We start from the raw sequence: 19,422 nt of genomic DNA, 5'->3' as shown, positions 1-19,422 counted from the left end.
TCGCTGGTGAAATTTAGCATGCGCAGCCATCAATAACGCGCCCCATTGGGGCGGAGGGCCGATCCCATGAAAGCGTTTGCCGTCCTTTTGAGCGGAATTTTTCTGTTGATGTTGACCGTGCTTGGCACCGTCCAGGCGGCGGCGCCGGATGCCGGTGGCGTCAAACGCGTCGCGCTGGTCATCGGCAACAGCAAATACGTCCATGCCGTCGAATTGCCCAATCCGGCCAATGACGCACGCCTGATCGCATCGACGCTGCGCAATGCCGGCTTCGAGGTGATCGAGGGTGTCGACCAGGACAATGCCGGCATGCACAGCCTGATCAGCAAATTCACCGAGCAGTCCTACGATGCCGACCTCGCCGTCATCTTCTATGCCGGCCACGGCATGCAGGTCGACGGCAAGAACTTTTTGATCCCGGTCGACGCCGAACTGACGTCACCTGCCTATCTCAAGACCCGCACCGTCCAGATCGACGACTTCATGGCCGCACTGCCGCCCGACCCGGCGGTCGGCGTCATCATCCTCGATGCCTGCCGCGACAATCCGCTGGCACGGACGCTGGCGGTCGCGATGCCGAAGACCCGCTCCACCGCGCTGGGCACCGGCCTGGCGCCGATCGACCCTAAATCAGAGGGCGTCGGCACCGGCGGCATCCTGATTGCCTATGCCACCGACCCGGGCGCCATCGCCTTTGACGGCAACGGCGTCGACAGCCCCTACTCGACCGCGCTCGCCAGGCACCTGACCGAACCCGGCGTCGAGATCCAGAGCGCGCTGACGCGGGTGCGCGGCGAAGTGGCCGAGACCACGCAAGGCCGCCAGCGGCCATGGCACAACGCATCGCTGGGCCGCGAGGTCTTCCTTGGCAAACCGGCCGCCGAAGCCGCACCGATGGTAAAACCGGCCGCCGATGACGCGAACGCCGCGGCAGCGCCCGCTCCTGCTCTCGGCACCAGCGAACCGCCTTCGTGGGAAGTCGAGCAGCGGCTTTGGGACGAGGCCTCGAAGCGCAACACCGCGCCATTCTACGAAGCCTATCTCGAGCAGTTTCCGAACGGCCGCTTCGCCACGGTGGCGCGGCTCAACATCGATGCGCTGAACGATCCGAAAGCCCAGGAACGGGAAGTCGCCGCGCTTGCCGCGGACGAAGCGAACTCGGGTTCTGCCGTGCGCACCTCGGTCGGCATTTCGGACGACATGAAGAAGGTGCTGGGCACCGAGGAGACGGAGAACGCGATCGGTCTCGATCGCCAGGGCCGCATCGACCTGCAATTGCGCGTCGAGGCGCTGGGCAACGAACTTGGCCGCGTCGACGGCAATATCGGCGCCAAGACCCGGCAAGCGATCGGCGACTGGCAAGAGGGGAACGGGCTGCCTCCGACCACCTTCCTGACGCGCGAGCAACTGGCGTTCCTGGTTATCCAGACGGATCCGATGATGGAGGCCGTGCGTGCCAAGCATGAGGCCGACCAGGCCGGCGTGGACAAGCCGAGAAAACAGGTGGTGCAGAAGGCCCGCACGCTGAAGCCGGTGGCGGAAAAGCCACGCAAGAAGCAGTACGCCCAGAAGCCGCGCCGACAACAGCAGTTCGTGCAGAAAAGGCGCAACCGCGAGGTCGTGCGCGAGGACGAACCGCCACCGCGGGACAACAATGATTTCCTGACCAAGGCGCTGATCTTCGGCACCGGCGTAGCGGTCGGCGGCGTGCTCAAGAACTGACCGATCACATCGAACGGCAACAACGCCGCGTGTCCGTTGGACGCGCGGCGTTTTCTGTTAAATTTCAACATCCAGTCGAGATCGCGCCTAGTCATCCTCGTATGCGCTGAAATAGTTCCGGAACTTTCACGCGCGATCAAGTGCTAGTGCAGAGCATTCGGCCGAAGGAGAGTAAAAACCTTGTGGCGGCAGATGGATGGTGGTTTGGTCTTTCCTAGTGAGAGAGGAATCGGATGTCCAGACTTTGGCTAACTTACGCTTGGGTAGACAACCAGAACGCGGACGTGGATTTTGTCATTCAGTCCCTGAAAGACCTTGGCCTGGATGTGAGATACGATCGAGCTGAACTGCTCACTGGAAGACGTTTGTGGGATCAGATCGACAGAGGCATCTCCGACCCGGCCAGAACTGACGCGTGGGCTATTTTTGCGACCAAGCAGAGCCTAGAAAGCGAGCCTTGCCAAGAAGAGATTGCATATGCCTTAGATCGCGCGCTCCGAACGCGCGGCGGTGATTTTCCCTTGATTGGGATATTCCCGCAACCGATTGAACGCGGTTTGATCCCTTCAGCAATAGCGACGCGACTATGGGTGAGTCTTCAGGACCCTAACTGGGCTAAGCAAATTGCTGCCGACCTGTCGAAAACGCCGAAAAAGGCAGAGGGCGACAGAGTTGAGAATTTTGTCGTCGGATACCACACGCAAGGTGAGGAAAAAATCGTAGAATTGAGACCTCGAGCGGGTCAATGGTACCCAGCCATATTCGCAGTGCCCACCGCCGAATACTCCAAAGTCAGACTGATTGCGGTTGGTCCAGCCGGCCGACCCCCAATGACCTCCATGGTGTCTGAGAGCGATGTCGCGTTTCCGGGCTACAAGGGAATTCGACTTGGCAACGCAATCAACAACCTGACCAGCATCTATGTTTATCTCCAGGGACAGCCCTCAGAGATTGTGTTCGGCGCCGAGGGAGAACTCTATCGTTTGTTTTCTAAAGGCGAATAGGAATGCGCAAGGCGCATCCGATGCTGGTAGCGGGAACTTTCCGAATTCGGAAGGCCACAAGAACCTGCGCCGGAGACTGACGCGATTTTCGCTAGATGGAGCGGCACGAACAGCCTAGTCAAAAGCCGATGGAGCTCGGCCGATAGGACGAAAAGCATGCTGTCAAAAGACGCAGCCAGCGACACTATTGCGCTTTCACCCGCATCTCGACCCGGCGATTGGTGGGATCGTAGGGGTCGGGGTTGCGTGGATTGGCCTCGCCGAGACCGACCGCCTTGATGCGGTTGGCTTCGATGCCGTTGGATTCGAGGAAGGCCGTCACCGACTGCGCCCTGCGCTGCGACAGGCCTTCATTGTAGGTCGCCGAGCCGGATGCGTCGGTATAGCCTTCGACGACGAAGGACAGCTTGCTCAGCCGATCGTCCTTCAGCGCCTTGGCGAACTCGTCGAGTTCGCTGCGCGCCTTGGCGTCGAGCTCGGACGAATCCAGGCTGAAATTGATCAGCATATCGAGGCGGGTCTTCTCCGGAGGCTTTTCTTTCTGGCTGGTCTTGCTCTTGCACTCGTCCTCGGTGCCGACACAAATCCCGCGTGCCGCGCCGTGATCGATAGCGCCGGCAAAGAACTTCACAATGTCTTCCGATTTCTGAAGTGGGTCGGCATAGACGTGCGTCGAGAAAAGCACGGTCGCCAATGCCAAGACTGAAATGTGCCGCTGCATAACGGTTACTCCCGTTTCGAGCATCCGATTTTCACTCAGGCCCGATCCATGGATCCGGGCCAACTCTTCCTGTTCGACAATGATCTGTCGAGATCACGGTCGGCTGTGGAATATACCAAACCGTGAGGCGTTTGTCTGTGAACAACGTCATGGACATGTGGTGGTCGACAGACTTGACCCGCGCCTCGCAGGCGGGTTGAGTGAGGGCTGGGGGAGGATAACAGCAGCGATGGTCAACGGGCTTCGATTCCAGACCGCACGCGATCTCTTCGCCGCGAACACGGCTGTCGCCCGGGACATGACGGCCGTTCCGACCGACCAACCCTCGCTCGAGTTCTGCCGCCGGCTGATGGCCGGGCGCATCCCCGAGGAAGCGATTACCTTTTGCGCCTATCTCCTGCCTGACCGGGCCGCAATCTGGTGGGGCCATGAGTGCCTTGGGCATCTGACCGAGCTGCTCGAAGAGCAGGATCTCGCAACGCTGGCCCTGATCCAGGACTGGGTCGGCGACCCCAACAATGCGAGCCGCCGGGAGGCTGTCGCCGGGGCGGCGATGACGCAGCAGCACACGCCTGCCGGCTGGATCGCGCTAGCGGCGCAACGGCACATCAATGGCCTGACGCCGCAGACCAACGGGTCGAGGCTGCGGCCGCTGCCGGCTGCGCATGCCGTCAATGCCGGCATACTGGCCGGACTGGCGCGGGTTGCGGTGGCGGACCGTTTCTCCGTGCTCACCGCCTTTGTCGAGATGGGCATCCATCTGGCCGAAACCGAGGCGCTGCGCCGAGCCTGATTGCTCTGGATCGTGATGAGATTTCATTGAAATCTGATCCAACCCATTGTTGGCGGTCTCATTTGCAGCCGTTTTGCGCCCATTTGCCGAGTGCCACCTTGAAGCGCGTGCCCAGCGGGTGTTGCAGGCGCAACACCGAGACATCATTGGTGACGTAGGTCTTGGCCTGGTCGCACAGCCGCTCCTCGGTCCATTGATGACAGTTGCTGCACTGGTTGTCCCAGACGGACTTTTCCAGGCCCTCGACCGGACTGAAGTGCGGCTTGCCCTGGATGAGTTGGGCGATGCTCTTGCCGTCGATCGCCGGGTCGCCGAAATTGACCGGAACGTCGAAAAGGACTGGCGCGTCCGAGCCCAGCTTCGGAATTTCCTCACGCAGCTGTTCCAGCGCCTGCTCGCCGGCGTCCGCACCCGGCGGATTGGCGGCCGCGCCGGTGCGCGCCTGCGTATCGCCTTCGGGCGCAGCCGCGCCGGAATCGCCGACGATCAGCGGCGCCTTGAGATCGACCTTGTGAAGCACGACATCGGTGGTCAGCGAAACGTTGATCCAGGGCCGCTGGCGTCCGGCTGTGGCCTTGAACACATCCGACGTAACCCGGTTCATCGCTTCGGTGATCGAGACGTTGACCTCGCCGATATGGGCAAGCAGCGCCGCCGAAAATGGCGAGTGCTCGCCCGGTCCGTCATAGGCGAGCTGGTTGGGACTGGCAGCGAAGGCGACCAGCGTGCCGGCGCCGCCATTCTCGATCGGTATTTCGGCAAGGCCGCTGCTTGCCGTGCTGTCGCCGCCAGTCTCCTTGGCAAGCACATCGGCGAGCGGGTTGTCGCGGCAGGCGTCGAGGAACACCAGCCTGATGCTGGTCTCGCGCGACATCTGCCGCAGGATGAAGTCCACCTGCACGGCTTCGAAGTCGAGCGAGGTCTCGTCCTCCAGCGCCGCATCGACAGGCAGCAGGTAATTCCTGCCCGAGACCTGCAGGCCATGACCGGCATAGAAGAACAGCGCGATATCGGCGCCACGCACCTGCCGCGCGAATTGCGCGATCTTTTCCTGCGTCTGCGCCTTGGTGAGATCGAGGCCGGAGACGATTTCGAAGCCCAGCCCCTTCAGGCGATCGGACATTGCCTGCGCATCGTTCACCGGATTGGGCAGCACCGGCGCGTTCCGGTAATGGGAATTGCCGAGCACCAGGGCGATGCGGCGTTCGGCACTGGCCGCGGTCATGGTAATGGTCATGGTCAACGCAAGCGCCAGCACCGCGAGGCCGATGCCGCGCATGAAGTTGCCGCAACTTGCAATCATGTCCAAACGCACCGGATTCCTTTTCGGTTGACGGGCCTTCTCAGTTAAGGACCGGCTCAGTTGGCGAGCGGCGTGGCGGAGAACTCGATCCGCCGGTTCAGCGCCTTGTTCTTCGGCGTATCGTTCGGCGCCACCGGCTTTTCCTCGCCATAGCCGGAAGCCGTGATCTGCGCCGATGGAATGCCCGCAGCGATGATCGCGTCGGCGACCGCCTTGGCGCGCCGTTCCGACAGGTTCTTGTTGGCCGTCGGCGACCCGTCGGAATCGGTATGGCCCGAAACCTCGACCTTCAGTTTCGGACATTTGCCGACGACGCCGACCACCTCGGCCAGCAGTGGGCGGCTCTTTTCATCGAGCCGAGCGCTGGCTGGGCGAAAATAGACGGCGCCGGTGCGCGACAGCACCTCGAACCTGTTCAGGCATTCATCGTCGCTGAAGGACGTCTTGCCTGCATCTGTGGCGACCGGCCCGGCATCGGCTGGGGCTGCGACGGCAGGCGCCGCCGCCGGCTTGGCCCCATCAGCGGTGAAGACGAAGTCGAACGACACCGAAGCCGTCGGGACGATGCTGCTGACATTGGCCGCCTGCTGGAGTTTTTCGATGTTGGGCAACAGGCCGAAATCCTCGACATGCACGGCGACCGGCGCCTCCGAGGCGATCGACACCATGCTGTCGGTGATCATGGTGACCACGACATTGGCCTCAAGGTCCTTGTCGACGCCGTGCAGGCTCAGGCGAAACGGGATATGCGCGCTCATGCGCCGTTTGGTGGCGAGATCGGCAAAAGCGGCGGGATCGACTTTCGCCGTCACTTCCGCCGTCGGGAATTTAAAGGTTTCGAAGAACAGGAAGCGCATGCGGACATTGCGAAGGTCGATGCCGGTGTCGACCGAGTTGAGGTCGAACGTGACCTTGGCGGCGCCATCCGATGTCAGCGTGCCCGAGAGGTTCCTGATCTTGTTGGTTTCGACAATGGTGTTCTTCTTCACCGATTGATAGGTGAGCGTCGAATTCGCCGGATCGAGCGTCCAGTTCGGCTGCGCGTTGGCCGCCTGCGGCGCAAGCAGCAACAGACCGAACACCACGACCACCAGAGCGGGCCGACGCCAGCGCTGCGACGACTTTCCATGCCTTACTAATCCGACGACCCCGAACATGCATGTCCCCCGTGACAACACATTTCAGTTGCGATGACGGCGGTCGAACGCCGTGACCTCAGCCAGCATAGAGCGTTAGCCGCGGCTTAGCGAGTAGCGGAGGCGTGATATCGCCGTTGCTTGCTCGGACAGGCCCCGGTTATCGGCTGGCCCACAGCACCCCACGCTCGAAGATGGTGCGCATTTGCGGGACGGAAAACTCATCCGCGGTGTGGCCGAGCGCGCTGAAGAAGACGCGGCCCTTGCCGTAGCGGCGCTTCCAGACCACGGGCATGACGACGCCGTCGATGAAGTCGAGATGCTCACCGCTGAACGTCGTCGTCGCCAGCACCTCGTTGCTCGGGTCGACATGCATGTAATACTGCTCGGAATGGTAGGCGAAACCCTCGATACCCCTGACGATCGGATCGTCGCTGATGATGTCGACACGGTAGTGGATGATGTCGCCGGGGTGCGCGACCCATTGGCCGCCGGTCATGAACTGATAGGCCGGCTCGTTGCGAAAACTGTCGCCCATGGTGCCGTGGAACCCGGCAAGGCCGGTTCCGCCGCTGACGGCGGCGGTGAGGTTTTGCAGCTCCGGTTTCTCGATCGTCGACATGGTGATCACCGGCACGATCAGATCGATGGCCGGGAGCTGCGGATCGGCGAGCGCCGATGTGCCCTCTTCTATCCGCACCTCGAAGCCATGCCCGGTCAATATCTCGCTGACGACAGCGGCGCTGCGGGCCGGCGTGTGACCCTCCCATCCGCCCCAGAAAATCAGTGCCGTCTTGCTCATGCTCGTCTCTCCTTTGGTCGGCAATATTGATAGGCAAGCGGAACGCTTTTGTCTTCCTTCCATGATGGGCATTCTGGGACGGGCATTTCTGGTCGGAAATCACGAACCGGCGATGAATTCCGTGGATGAGGACCGATTGGCCGCGCTGGCGTCTTGTTTCAATACCGGGCTGCACTCAAATCAGCTGTCTTCGCGTTTGCGCAGACATCGGTCCGATGCGCCCGCAACCAGCCGGAGCCTTCCGGGGAGACCGCTTTATGAGTTTCGACCAGACGACTGTCGCCGCTTATCTGGAAGTCATCACCATCAACCTTGTGCTCTCTGGCGACAATGTCGTGGTGATCGGCATGGCGGCCGCAGGCCTCGCCAAGGCGTTGCGGCAGAAGGCGATCATCGCCGGCATTGCCGCGGCGGCGGTGATCCGCATCGTCTTTGCCGTGATCGCGGTGCAGCTGCTGGAAATTCCTGGGATCATGCTGGTCGGCGGCATGCTTTTGTTCTGGGTGTGCTGGAACATGTTCCAGGAGTTGCGCTCGGCCGGCGACGGCGAGGACGTCGACACTGAAGCCGCAGCACTTGCGACGGCGCGGCCGGCCAAGGCGCTGCGCACCGCGATCCTGCAGATCGTCGTCGCCGATGTCTCGATGTCGCTGGACAATGTGCTGGCCGTGGCGGGCGCCGCCGCCCACGACATGAATGCGCTGGTGTTCGGTCTCATCCTGTCGGTGGTTCTGATGGCGGTCGCCTCGACGCTGGTGGCGGCGCTACTTGCCAGGTATCGCTGGATCGGCTGGCTCGGTCTGGCGATCATCGTCTATGTCGCGGGAAATATGACTCTGGACGGCATCGAGCAAATGAGAACGGTCGACTTCCACGCGCTGCTCTCGCCAGCTGCAAGCTAGCGGTGCATGCGCGGTCTTTCGTGACTTTTCAGCCTTAGAATCTACCAACCGCTATCTGTCCGCTTTGGGAGAATGATGGACAACACCAGTGCAAAAGTGGCCATCGTCGTCGCCACCCTGCGAAAGGCTGGAGTTGCGTGCCACCTTTTCGGAGGTTGGGCGGAGGAAGTTCTTGGTTTGCGCGCGCCATCCCTGCATGGTGATATCGATCTGCTTTATTGTGACGAGAATTTCACAGAGTTTGATAGGGCGCTTCAGGACCTTCCTCGTTTCGAGGAGATGCCTCTGAAACGCTTCCGTCATAAGCGAGCGTTTCGTTTCCTTGGAACAGTGTGCGAGTTTACGCTCGTTCAAGGGTTAGAGAGACCAATAACTCTGTTTTGGGGGGACGTTCCGTTCGCGTGGGACAGCCCTCTCTGGCATGATTCCCTTGTCGAAATTTGCAGCGAGCCGATTTCGGTCGTATCTGCCGCAAATCTCAGGCGATACCGTAGGCACCATAGGGCGACACAGCCTTATCGCTGGCGTGAGCCACAAGCGCTGGAACCCTATGAGTAACTGGTCTTAGCGACAGAAAAGCTATAGTCAGGCGATGTCGAAAATCCGTCCTGGGTTGAGAATGTTGTGCGGATCGAACGCCACCTTCAGCCGGCGCATGGCTGATATCTCGGCGTCGCTGCGCACGAGGTTCAGCCATTTCTTCTTGTCGAGGCCGATGCCGTGCTCGGCCGAGACGGCGCCACCGCATGCGGCAACGCCGCGATAGATGATCTCATAGGCGGCGGCCGGTTCCGTGGTGTCGACCTGATAGTGCAGATTGCCGTCGCCGAGATGGCCGAAGACGTAGATCTCGGCGCTGCTGTCGACGGCGTGGATCGCGGCTTCGGCGTTGCGCAGGAAATCCGCCATTGCCGCCAACGGGATGCTAATGTCGACGCCGAGCATTCCCTCGATCGCAAACAGGAATCGGTTAGCCTCTTCGCGCACATCCCATAGCGCACGGAATTCGCGTGGCGACTGCGAGACGACCACGTCGTCGACGATGCCGTCCTCGACCGCCTGCATCAGCACCGAAGCGAAACGCTCGCCGTCCAGCTCGGCCTGGCTGCCCTGGATCTCGGCCAGCACATAGACCGGCGCGCCGACAGGCAGCGGCGCCGGCGCCGCCATGCCGGCAATCATGGCGCCGTAGAGCGGCGAGAAGTTTACCTCATAGGCCGAAAGCAAGGGCCCGAGCCGCTGCTTGAGCAACCCCAGCAACGCAATCGCCGCCTCCAGCGAGCCAAGGGCGCAAAAGGCGGCAACCTCGGTGGCGGGCTTGGGATGCAGCCGCAGGCAGGCGCGAGTAACCACGCCCAGCGTGCCTTCGCTGCCAATGAAAAGCTGGTTGAGATCGTATCCCGAATTGTCCTTGGCCAGGCCACGCAACGAAGTCAGGATCGAGCCGTCGGCAAGCACGGCCTCCAGCCCCAGCACCTGGGCGCGGTACATGCCGTAGCGCAGCACGCGAATGCCGCCAGCATTGGTGGCGATGTTGCCGCCGACCGTCGCCGTGCCGCGCGCGCCGATATCGACGCCGAACATCAGGCCGGACGCATCGGCCGCTTCCTGCACCATTTGCAGCGGCGCGCCGGCTTCCGCGATGATGGTTGCCGCGGCGCGGTCGGGCGCTTCGACCGCGGTCATGCGCTCCAGCGACAGCACCGCTTCGCCCGGCTGCACGCGCGCGCCGCCGGCCAGCCCGGTGCGGCCGCCATGGACGACCAGCTTCTGGCCGATACCACTGCATAGGCGCAGGATTTCGGCGACGTCGGCGGCGTTGCGCGGACGCAAGACCAGTTCGGGCTGGCCGCCGCCCTTGCCGGAGAGGTCGTCGCCATAGCGCGGATCGATAGCATCGCCGATCACAATCGCGGCGGCATCGAGCCGACGATATAGCTGGGAAAGAAGCCGATCGATCTGTTGTGTCATGGTGCCTGGACTTTTCAGCGCTCTTTGTGACCGAGACTTTGATGCGCGACAATTTTCGCGTCAATTGAACAAATTTACGCACGGTATAATCTGTCATTGCGCGTTGAACCCACTGACGTTTCCTGTAAATTTCGTCTGCCGTTGCGTGGCGGACGCGCCGGCTGCAGGACCGTGGGCAGCGTCAAGGGATGACCGAGGTTCTGGCGCGTGCCAGACGAGGATTGAATGCCAATGACGCACAAGACGATGGAGGATTTCGCCCGCTCCTGCGGCGTCTCCAGGCCGACGCTGTCGAAATATTTCGACGATCCGACCAGCGTCAAGCCGGCAACGCGCAAGCGCATCGAAGAGGCGTTGCGGTCGTCCGACTACCAGCCCAATCTGTTTGCCCGCAACCTCAACCGCAAGCGCACCCGCGCCATCGGCATTGTCGTACCGACGGTCACCGATCCCTTCTATTCCGAAATGGTCAGCCGCATCGAGCTCAGGCTGCGCGACGAGGGCTACTGGCCGATCGTCATCTCCTCGCATGGCTCAACCGAGCTCGAAATGGAGGCGACACGTACCATCCTGTCGCTGAAAGTTTCGGGCGCGCTGATCGCGCCGCTCGGCTTGCGCTCGGACCGGCGCGCGCTGGAGAAGCTGACCCAGACAATGCCGGTCGTCTATTTCGATACCTATCTCGAAGGCGGCACGCCCTTTGTCGGCAACAACAATGCCCAGAGCGTCTCGACCATCGTCGACTATCTCTGCCGCTCCGGCGACGCCCCGGTCTATTTCGATATCCCGCATGTCAATCACAATTCGCCGGAGCGCCTGAACAGTTACATCGCCGCGATGCATCAGCTTGGCCAGGACCCGGTGGTTATCGGCAACACCCGAGACTACACATGGGATTTCGAGCGCATCGGCTACGAGCAGATGGAACAGATGCTCGGGGCCAGCGGCCTGCCGGGCAAGACCAGAGGTCTGTCCGGCAAGACCGGAGGTCTGCCCGGCAAGACCATACTGTGTGCGAATGACCGCCTGGCTTTCGGCGTGATGGCGGCAGCCTTCGCGAAAGGGCTGAAGATCGGCCGCAAGGCCGATTGCGACCTGCGTATCGCCGCCCATGACGACCATCCGCTGAGCCGCTACACCTGCCCCGCACTGACCACCATCGCGCAGGATTTTGCCGCCATGGCGGGGCGCAGCGTCGAGACATTGCTCGCTTTGCTCAACGAGGATAGGGCGAACGTCGCGCCGAAGGTCAGCCTTGACGCCGCCCTGGTCATGCGTCAGTCCGCTTGAAATTTCCAAAGGCGGGATCGAAGCTGAGCCACGCGGCAATGGCGGCGGCAACCGCCTGTCTCGCTGCCGGGCCGTGACGGCCCATAGAGACGAAGCCGTGGATCTGACCGGGCCAGTGTTCCAGCACGACCGGCACGCCGGCCTCGTGCAGACGCCTGGCATAGGCCTCGCCCTCGTCGGCGAGGATGTCGTGACCGGCGATGGCGATGAAGGCGGGCGGCGCGCCGGCGAGGCTATCCGCCTTCAGCGGTGAGATGCGCCAGTCGACGATGTCGGCGGCGTCGCGGATGTAGTGATCTCGGAACCAGGCCATGGTCGAGGCGGTCAGGCCAAAGCCTGCGGCGAAGCGGCGATAGCTGTCGGACGTCTGCCCGGCATCGGTGTTGGGATAAAACAGAAGCTGCGCTGCCGGCGGATTTTTGTCCCCCCGCGTGAGCAGGCCGAGCACCGTGGCGAGATTGCCGCCGGCGCTGTCGCCGGCAACCGCGATGCGGGCAGCGTCGATGCCGAGTTCGTCCGCGGCGCTTTGCATGAAGGCAAGTGCCGCTCGGCAATCCTCTATTGCCGCCGGGAATTTGTGTTCCGGCGCCAGCCGGTAGTCGACGGAAACGACGACAGCGCCCGCCTCGTTGGCGAACCAGCGGCAGATCTCGTCATGCGAGTCGAGATTGCCGATCACCCAGCCGCCGCCATGGAGATAAAGCAGCGCCGGAGCGCCTGCCGAAGGCGCGCCCTGCCCGCGATAGATCCTGAGCCTCAGCGGACCGCTGGGTCCTGCAATGATGCGCTCGCTGATCGACGCGACCAGCTCGCGCTCGCCTTGCAGGGTCGGGAAGCCTTCATTGTAGGCACGGCGCGCCTGCTCAGGCGTTCCCGTTTCGAACGGCGGCGCGCCGGCCTGGCTGCCGAGCTCGAGCAAATGCCGGGCCTCCGAATCGAGTGTCGACAGGGACGGTGGCGATGTCACGGACGAATCTCCCGTCAGGCAAGCAGGCTTGCCGCTTCGTCTTCGCCAAGCAGCGGCGGCTGGTCGACCGTGCCGTTGACCGCGACGGAGCCGCGGCTTTCGCCCGAGGCCAGGATCGCCTCCATGATCTCAAGCACATGCAGCGCCAGCTCGCCCGAGGCGCGCGGTTTTCTGCCCGCGTCCAGCGCGCGCGCCAGATCGGCGACGCCGAGCATGCGGTAATTGGCACGGTCGGGCGCGGCATAGGGCCAGTTGCGGGCGCCGTAGAGTTCGTTCTTGCTGGCGAAATCGGCCCAATCGGCGCCACGTTCCGACAGCGAGACCGTGCCGCCGAACGTGTCGGGATCGGGTAGCCTGAGCGAGCCTTCGGTGCCGTGCAGTTCGATCGGATGGTTGGAGTGTTTGAACACGTCCCAGGAGGCGCCGAAGGTGACGGTGGCGCCGGAACGGAATTCGAGCAGCGACATTATGTTGGTCGGCGTGCCGACCTTGAATGTCGTGTTCTTGAACGGCCCGTCGGCCGTGATCAGCCTCTCCTCCTGGCCGCGCGTCGCCATCGCCATGACGCGCTCGACCGGCCCGAGCAGATTGACCAGCACGGTCAGGTAATAGGGACCCATGTCGAACACCGGACCGCCGCCGGGTTGATAATAGAATTGCGGATTGGGATGCCAATGCTCCATGCCGCGCCCCATCATGAAAGCGGTGCCGGTCACCGGCTTGCCGATGGCGCCGTCATCCATCAGCCGGCGCGCGCGGCGGCCGGCTGCACCCAGGAATGTGTCCGGCGCCGAGCCGATCAGCAGGCCGCGCTTCGCGGCCTCGGCGACAAGGCGGCGGCCGTCGGCGGCGGAGGTTGCCAGCGGCTTTTCGGTGAAGACATGCTTGCCCGCCGAGAGCGCTGACAACGAAATGTCGAAATGCGCCGCGGGGATTGTCAGGTTCAGCACGAGGTCGATATCGGGGTCGGCCAGCAGCGCGTCAACGCCCAGGGCGCGGATGCCGTATTCCCTGGCGCGCAGCTCAGCCATGTCAGCGGAAATGTCGGCGCAGGCGCGTAGCTCGACACCACCGAAGAGCGCTGCATTGCGCAGATAGGTCATCGAGATGTTGCCGCAGCCGATGACACCGATGCCGAGCTTTGTCTCTGATCCGTGCATTTCCAGCTTTCCTCTCAAGCCAAGGGCATGCTGCGCAACCGTTGCAGTTCCCACGACCCCCCGCAATCCGCTATACAGGACTTTAAATGTTGACGCGCGTAAAATTTTTATAGAGCATGTGAGAGTTCTGGCGCAGGATTGGGAGGCCGCCAGCGTGAGGAGGAGAACATGACCGGCATGAAAAACGGCCGACGGCCGCTGCGAAGCCCGTGGGTCATGCGCGCTTTCCGTCGCGCATCAGAGACCGGGATGGGTTCAGGCATAGATCACCTTGGCCCCGATCCTATCAAGCTCGCTGCGTATTGGACCGGGCAGGCCATCGTCGGTGATCACCACATCGACGGCCGACAGCGAAAATGCCTTGGACGTCCCGCTGACGCCCCATTTGCTCGAATCGGCGAGCAGGACAACGCGCCGGGCCATGCGAACGAGGTTTCGCTTCGTTCGCGCCATGTCTTCGTTCACGTCGACCACATCCAGTGACGAGTCTATCGCATGCGCTCCAACAAAGACCTGATGCGCTACCAGGCCGCCGAGAGCCGTATCGGCATCGGTGATCAGCGTGCTCACCGTGTCGGGATAGACCCGGCCGCCGATCATATGAACGTCGAGCCCGGGACGATGCATAAGATGCTGCACGATATTCATGGCCGTGGCCGCGACCACGACATTGCTGAGCGGCGGTAACTGCATGGCAAGCTGCATCAAGGTCGAGCCACCGTCGAAGATGACTGACTGGTTGTGCTCGAAAAGGTCGAGCGCCGCCCGGGCGATGCGCTTCTTTGCGTCGAGGTTCGTTTGCATCCGCCGCGCGAACGCGGCCGTCGTCGAATCGGTGGTCCGGGTCACCGCCCCTCCACGGGTCTTGGTCAGCAGTCCCTTGCGGTCCAGTATTTCGAGGTCGGAGCGCACCGTGACCTCCGAGACGCCAAACCCGTCCGACAGGTCCTTGATGCGAACCTGTCCGCTGCGTTGCACCTCGCCCAGGATCGATTGGCGTCTCTGCTCCGACAACATTGCCCTGCCTTGCCTTCCCGGGCCAGGCAATCGCCCTGGCCTCGGCTCACCTTACCGGAAATATGCAGATTCGAAAGGTTTCGAAAGATTGTTTTTCTTTTTTCTTTCGGAAACACTGGATTTGGCATTTTTAAATCAACCGATCAGGGAATTTTGGACTCATGAGCCTAGGAACCAGGGTGCGCCTCGCGCGCCTCTTCTCGCATCCATCGGGGAACCTTTTTGGCGGCGCGGTCGACCACTTCGTCGGCTATGGCGACGTGCGCAAAGGCGGCCTTGCCGACCTGCCGGGTGCGCTCGCACGCGTCATGGCGGGCAAACCCGACTACGTCAGCATCCAGCCTGGCACCGCGCGCCATCTGTGGCCGCAATATGCGGGCAAAGCTTCCCTGGTGATTCAGGCGGGCTGCTTCACTGCGGACGATCGCATCAGCGAGTTGATCGCAACGCCCGAGGACGCGGTGCGCGCGGGGGCCGATGCGTTGGCCGTGGCCATTCCGGTGCGCGGCGCGACGGAGGGCAAATACATACGCTGGCTGACCGATTCGGTGAATGCGGCGGCCCGCTACGGCATGCCTGTGGTGGCGCATATCTACCCTCGCGATTTCACCGACGGAGCAAAGATCGTCTTCACCCCCGACGAGATCGCCTATGCGGCGCGCATCGGTTACGAGTCCGGCGTCGACGTGATCAAAATCGGCTACACCGGCGATTTCGAGTCGTTCCGGGAGACCGTCCGGACCTGCCCGGTGCCGGTTGTCATCGCGGGCGGTCCAAAGACCGATACGCTGCTCGGCGCGCTTCAGCAGACGGCGGATGCCATCCGTGCCGGCGCGCGCGGCGCCGTGGTCGGCCGCAATCTCTGGGGGCACGGCGATCCGGAGAAGGCAGCGCTTGCCTTTCGCGGCGTCATCCATGACGGCCTTTCGGCGCAAGACGCCCTGGCGAAGGCGGGTGCCTGAACGATGCCCACCATCCCCTCGATCCTCGGCTTCGGCGCTATTGCGATCGACGACATCGTCTACGTCGATCAGCCATTGTCGGCGGGCAAGGGTAAGGTTCTGCAAAGTACCCGCGCCTTCGGGGGAAATGTCGCGACGGCGCTGGCCGCCGTCGCGCGGCTCGGCGGAACCGCCGGGTTCGTCGGATGGCTGGCCAGTGCCGCGGACGACGCGGTGCAGTTCGATCTCGTGGCGAGCGGTATCGAAACCGCATTCGCGCCGCGCCATCCCGACGCGCGCCCGGTGCACTCGCGGATCACCGTCGGCTCGGACGGGGAAAGGTTCATCGCGTATGACGACGATGCGATGCTGGGCACCGCTCCGGACTTTCCGGACGATATCCTCAGCCGCGCAACCGTCCTGATCGTAGATAGCTATGCGACCGGGTCGCTGGATGTCGTGGCTCGGGCTCGCGATCTCGGCCTTGCGATCCTCGGCGATATCGAATGGAGCAGCGGCCCCGCCACGGAGCGGCTGATCGCGCTCTGCGACCATCTCATTCTTCCACTTAGCTTTGCACGGACTGCCACGGGGCGCCGATCGCCTGCCGAGATGCTCGATGCCTTGTGGTTGCCATCCCGATCCGCCGTGGTTCTGACCGATGGAGGCAGGGGTGTGTACTATCGCGGCCGTGAAGAGACAGGTCTCTGGCACCTGCCCCCGCACCGGGTTGCGGTCGTCGACTCCACAGGCGCGGGTGACTGCTTTCATGGCGCCTATGCCCATGCGTTGACGCGCGGAGCCGACACTGCGGGCCGGGTGGCATTCGCGGCCGCGGCGGCGGCCGTTTCGATAACGGGGCGTGGCGGGCGCGAGGCGCTTCCGACCGAGGACCAGGTCACGCAACTCCTGGCATCGGCGAACGCGCCGTCAGTAGTCCAACTGAAAAATGCGCATGTCGATGCTGGAGCATGAACTGAAACGATCCGAGGAAACATTTCGCAGGCGAACACAAGCCCAGGAGAATCATAAAAATCGGGGCTTATACTTGTGGAGGGAGGAATATGGCAGAAGTCATTCTTGAGAATATCTGCAAAACTTACGGGAACAGTTTTCGCGCAATCGATCAGTTGAACCTATCGGTCAAGGACGGCGAGTTCTTGATTCTCGTCGGGCCGTCGGGCTGCGGCAAATCCACGGCGTTGCGAATGATCGCGGGGTTGGAAGACATCACCAGCGGCAGCCTTCGGATCGGCGGCATCGACGTCGTCGACATGCCGCCCAAGGACCGCGACATCGCGATGGTCTTCCAGAGCTACGCGCTCTACCCGCATATGACGGTATCCGAAAACATCGCCTTTTCGATGCGGCTGGCAGGCAAGCCGAAGGCCGAGCGCAAGAAGCGCGTGGACGAGATCGCCAAAACTCTTCAGCTGACGTCTTTGCTGGACAGCAAACCCGCGAACCTGTCAGGCGGGCAGCGTCAACGGGTTGCCATGGGCCGCGCCATGGTGCGCGAGCCGGCCGCCTTTCTCATGGACGAGCCGCTTTCCAATCTGGATGCGAAACTGCGTGTGCAAATGCGCGCCGAAATCACCAGCCTGCAAAAGCAGCTCGGCGTCACGACCATTTACGTGACCCACGATCAGATCGAAGCGATGACGATGGGCGACAGAGTCGCGGTGTTGAAAGGCGGTGTGCTGCAGCAGGTCGACACACCCAAGAGGCTCTATGAATCGCCGGTTAACGCCTTCGTTGCCGGCTTCATCGGCTCTCCTTCGATGAACCTTTTCGAGGCGACCCTGAAGGGCGGCGAGCTCGCTTTTCGCGACTTCGCCGTCCGGCTGCAGGATGCAGCCTTCGTGCGCAGGCCGGCCTTGAGGTCGTATGCGGGGCGCAAGGTCGTGCTCGGGATCAGACCGGAGGATCTTTATGACAGCAGCCTTGAATCCGGTCGCAAGTATCAGACGATACCGGCCAGGGTGACCTCGATCGAGGAACTCGGCTCCGAACAGATCGTCCACATGAACATCGACGCGGTCCGGGTGGACTCCGGCGATCCGGATGCGGTGGACGATTTCGGCCTGGCGTCGAACGCGGTGGCGAGGTTCGAGCCGATCAGCGCCGTCCGCTCCGGCTCGGAAATCCGGTTGGCCGTGGATGATGCCAAGTTCCATTTCTTCGATCCCGAAACGCATCTGGCGATCTGAAGATCTGCGGAAGACCGCGGGCGGGAGCGAGGTGCCTGCGGAAGATACAAGAAGGCTTCTGAATGAACAGACGACCGTCCGCATTGTGCGGCCGATCTTGAAGAAGGAGGAGAAAATGATGTTTCGGATACGACCCGCGATGCTGAAAATAGCCGCGGCCGCATGGTTGCTTGGTGCAACCGGCGCCATGGCGGACACGACGCTGGAATTCACACAATGGTGGGAGCCCGAATTGCCGGCGGGATCGCTCAGGGCAATCATGAACGACTTCGAGGCTGCAAACCCCGGCATCAAGGTGACGCTGGTCAGCGGTCCCTATGCGACCACGCGAGACCAGATCTCGGTCGGCGCCGCAACCGGAACGCTTAGCGACGTCGTCGGTCTCGACGGCGCCTGGGTGAACAATCTGAACGCGCAGGGTGCGCTGGCCGACATGAACCCGATGATGGATGCGAGCGGGTTCGACAAGACCCAGGTCGCGGATATCATCAAGGTGGACGGCAAGGCGGTGATGTTTCCCGTGGCTTCGTTCGTCTATCCGGTCTTCGTCAATCTGGACCTCGCCGCCCAGGCAGGCGTGACCAAGCTGCCGTCGACCCGCGGGGAGTTTCTCGAAGCCGCCAAGAAGATGACCCACGCCGACAAGAACCAGTATGGCTGGGTGCTGCCCTTGTCGCTGCAAACGCCGTCCGGTGTCCAGAACGACCTGATGTCGTGGGTCTGGGCCTCGGGCCAATCGATGATGGTTGAAGGCAAGCCGGCTCTCGAGGGCAAGCCGGTCGTCGATATGCTCACCTTCGTCAAATCACTGAACGACGCCGGCGTCATCTCGCCCGGCATTGCCACCAAGACCGAGCAGGAGAAGGTCGAGGAATTCGTCAACGATCGGGTCGGAATGATGATCGACTCGCTTGCGCATGTGAACCTCATCCGCAAACGCAATCCCAAGCTGAACTTCGACCTGATCCCGGTCCCGGTCGTGGCGGACTACAGCGGCAAGCGCGGCCTTCCCTACGCCTCCTGGGGCATCGGCATCTCCGCCGCCTCGAAACATCAGGATGAAGCCTGGAAGCTCGTCCAATATCTAATGAGCGAGAAGGTGAATGCCAAGCTCGTGTCGCTTGCAAATGCCTTCCCGGGCAACGTCAACGCCAAGCCCGATTTCGTGACCTCGGACAAGGCTTTCGCCAAGGCTTTCGAAATCTTCAAGACCGGCTATCTCGCCAACGAGTTCACGGGCCTGCCGGTGGCTGAAGACCTGATGACCCAGTTCGACGTGGAGGTTCAGAAGATGCTTGCCGGCGAGCAGTCTCCGGAACAAGCCGCAACCAACGCTCAAAAGGGCTGGACGGCGAAATTCTGAGCGGCCATTGCCCGTTTGCTATCTTCCACCGGGTGGCCCGGCCTCGGCCAGGCCACCCGTCAACAACGGATCGGCAATTTGAGATGGACCTGTTTTTGAAGCGCACCTTCCTCTTGAAGG

At 62.3% G+C, this 19,422-nt stretch carries 17 protein-coding genes; 9 read left to right on the top strand and 8 right to left on the bottom strand.

Features of this window, described 5'->3' with window-relative positions; all coding sequences use genetic code 11:
• Positions 1-66 precede the first annotated feature (66 nt).
• Together NKI37_RS11030 and NKI37_RS11025 are read left to right on the top strand one after the other, a co-directional pair.
• The gene (locus NKI37_RS11030; protein ID WP_352787682.1) at positions 67-1,722 is read left to right on the top strand and encodes a caspase family protein; all 1,656 of its coding nucleotides are present in this window, start codon (positions 67-69) and stop codon (positions 1,720-1,722) included.
• 233 nt (positions 1,723-1,955) lie between these two features.
• A complete protein-coding gene (locus NKI37_RS11025) occupies positions 1,956-2,726 on the top strand; it encodes a toll/interleukin-1 receptor domain-containing protein (RefSeq protein ID WP_352596881.1) in 771 nt (256 codons plus the stop codon).
• A 184-nt stretch (positions 2,727-2,910) separates the two neighbouring features.
• On the opposite strand, the gene NKI37_RS11020 is transcribed toward NKI37_RS11025, so the two are convergent.
• Positions 2,911-3,447 (bottom strand): OmpA family protein, encoded by a 537-nt coding sequence (locus NKI37_RS11020; RefSeq protein ID WP_031214562.1) that lies wholly within the window; start codon positions 3,445-3,447, stop codon positions 2,911-2,913.
• Positions 3,448-3,676: 229 nt separating this feature from the next.
• Between NKI37_RS11020 and NKI37_RS11015 the strand changes: the two genes are divergently transcribed.
• Positions 3,677-4,240 carry a DUF6931 family protein gene (locus NKI37_RS11015; protein WP_023667916.1) on the top strand — a complete coding sequence of 188 codons (564 nt, stop codon included), beginning with the start codon at positions 3,677-3,679 and terminating at the stop codon, positions 4,238-4,240.
• 58 nt (positions 4,241-4,298) lie between these two features.
• Here the strand turns inward: NKI37_RS11015 and NKI37_RS11010 are convergent, their stop codons facing one another.
• The 3 genes from NKI37_RS11010 to NKI37_RS11000 all read right to left on the bottom strand — a co-directional run bounded on the left by NKI37_RS11010 (position 4,299) and on the right by NKI37_RS11000 (position 7,481).
• Positions 4,299-5,543: a caspase family protein gene (locus tag NKI37_RS11010; RefSeq protein ID WP_023667915.1), complete on the bottom strand. Its 1,245-nt coding sequence runs from the start codon at positions 5,541-5,543 to the stop codon at positions 4,299-4,301.
• A gap of 56 nt (positions 5,544-5,599) precedes the next feature.
• On the bottom strand, positions 5,600-6,700 hold the full coding sequence (locus NKI37_RS11005) for an OmpA family protein (RefSeq protein WP_023682638.1): 1,101 nt from the start codon (positions 6,698-6,700) through the stop codon (positions 5,600-5,602).
• Between the two features lie 139 nt (positions 6,701-6,839).
• Positions 6,840-7,481 (bottom strand): ThuA domain-containing protein, encoded by a 642-nt coding sequence (locus NKI37_RS11000; protein ID WP_352787677.1) that lies wholly within the window; start codon positions 7,479-7,481, stop codon positions 6,840-6,842.
• A gap of 257 nt (positions 7,482-7,738) precedes the next feature.
• On the opposite strand from NKI37_RS11000, the gene NKI37_RS10995 reads away from it, so the two are divergent.
• The gene (locus NKI37_RS10995; RefSeq protein WP_023754010.1) at positions 7,739-8,383 is read left to right on the top strand and encodes a YjbE family putative metal transport protein; all 645 of its coding nucleotides are present in this window, start codon (positions 7,739-7,741) and stop codon (positions 8,381-8,383) included.
• Positions 8,384-8,968: 585 nt separating this feature from the next.
• Here NKI37_RS10995 and NKI37_RS10990 read toward each other — a convergent pair.
• Positions 8,969-10,354, bottom strand: coding sequence for an FAD-binding oxidoreductase (locus NKI37_RS10990; protein WP_352787674.1), 1,386 nt, complete (start codon positions 10,352-10,354; stop codon positions 8,969-8,971).
• A gap of 225 nt (positions 10,355-10,579) precedes the next feature.
• Here NKI37_RS10990 and NKI37_RS10985 point away from each other — a divergent pair, with 225 nt between their 5' ends.
• Positions 10,580-11,644 carry a LacI family DNA-binding transcriptional regulator gene (locus tag NKI37_RS10985; RefSeq protein ID WP_352787671.1) on the top strand — a complete coding sequence of 355 codons (1,065 nt, stop codon included), beginning with the start codon at positions 10,580-10,582 and terminating at the stop codon, positions 11,642-11,644.
• Here NKI37_RS10985 and NKI37_RS10980 read toward each other — a convergent pair.
• The 3 genes from NKI37_RS10980 to NKI37_RS10970 form a co-directional block, all read right to left on the bottom strand.
• Positions 11,625-12,611 (bottom strand): alpha/beta hydrolase, encoded by a 987-nt coding sequence (locus tag NKI37_RS10980; RefSeq protein ID WP_352787668.1) that lies wholly within the window; start codon positions 12,609-12,611, stop codon positions 11,625-11,627. The two genes, NKI37_RS10985 and NKI37_RS10980, sit on opposite strands and share 20 nt — an antisense overlap.
• A 14-nt stretch (positions 12,612-12,625) precedes the next feature.
• Entirely contained in the window at positions 12,626-13,771 is a 1,146-nt protein-coding gene (locus NKI37_RS10975; RefSeq protein ID WP_352794435.1) for a Gfo/Idh/MocA family protein, read from the bottom strand.
• 255 nt (positions 13,772-14,026) lie between these two features.
• Positions 14,027-14,788, bottom strand: coding sequence for a DeoR/GlpR family DNA-binding transcription regulator (locus NKI37_RS10970; protein WP_023724284.1), 762 nt, complete (start codon positions 14,786-14,788; stop codon positions 14,027-14,029).
• A gap of 161 nt (positions 14,789-14,949) precedes the next feature.
• Between NKI37_RS10970 and NKI37_RS10965 the strand changes: the two genes are divergently transcribed.
• The 4 genes from NKI37_RS10965 to NKI37_RS10950 all read left to right on the top strand — a co-directional run bounded on the left by NKI37_RS10965 (position 14,950) and on the right by NKI37_RS10950 (position 19,302).
• Positions 14,950-15,750 carry a beta/alpha barrel domain-containing protein gene (locus tag NKI37_RS10965; protein ID WP_352787662.1) on the top strand — a complete coding sequence of 267 codons (801 nt, stop codon included), beginning with the start codon at positions 14,950-14,952 and terminating at the stop codon, positions 15,748-15,750.
• Between the two features lie 3 nt (positions 15,751-15,753).
• Positions 15,754-16,704, top strand: coding sequence for a PfkB family carbohydrate kinase (locus tag NKI37_RS10960; protein ID WP_352787659.1), 951 nt, complete (start codon positions 15,754-15,756; stop codon positions 16,702-16,704).
• An 89-nt stretch (positions 16,705-16,793) separates the two neighbouring features.
• Complete coding sequence (locus NKI37_RS10955) at positions 16,794-17,939, top strand: ABC transporter ATP-binding protein (protein ID WP_352787656.1); 1,146 nt, start codon at positions 16,794-16,796, stop codon at positions 17,937-17,939.
• 115 nt (positions 17,940-18,054) lie between these two features.
• On the top strand, positions 18,055-19,302 hold the full coding sequence (locus tag NKI37_RS10950; RefSeq protein ID WP_352787653.1) for an ABC transporter substrate-binding protein: 1,248 nt from the start codon (positions 18,055-18,057) through the stop codon (positions 19,300-19,302).
• The last annotated feature ends 120 nt before the right edge of the window (positions 19,303-19,422 follow it).

The sequence above is a fragment of the Mesorhizobium sp. M0626 genome (genome assembly GCF_040320665.1).
Taxonomy (GTDB): Bacteria; Pseudomonadota; Alphaproteobacteria; order Rhizobiales; family Rhizobiaceae; genus Mesorhizobium.
Note: the sequence above shows the minus strand (reverse complement) of the source record. Positions and strands in the feature narration are given on the sequence as shown.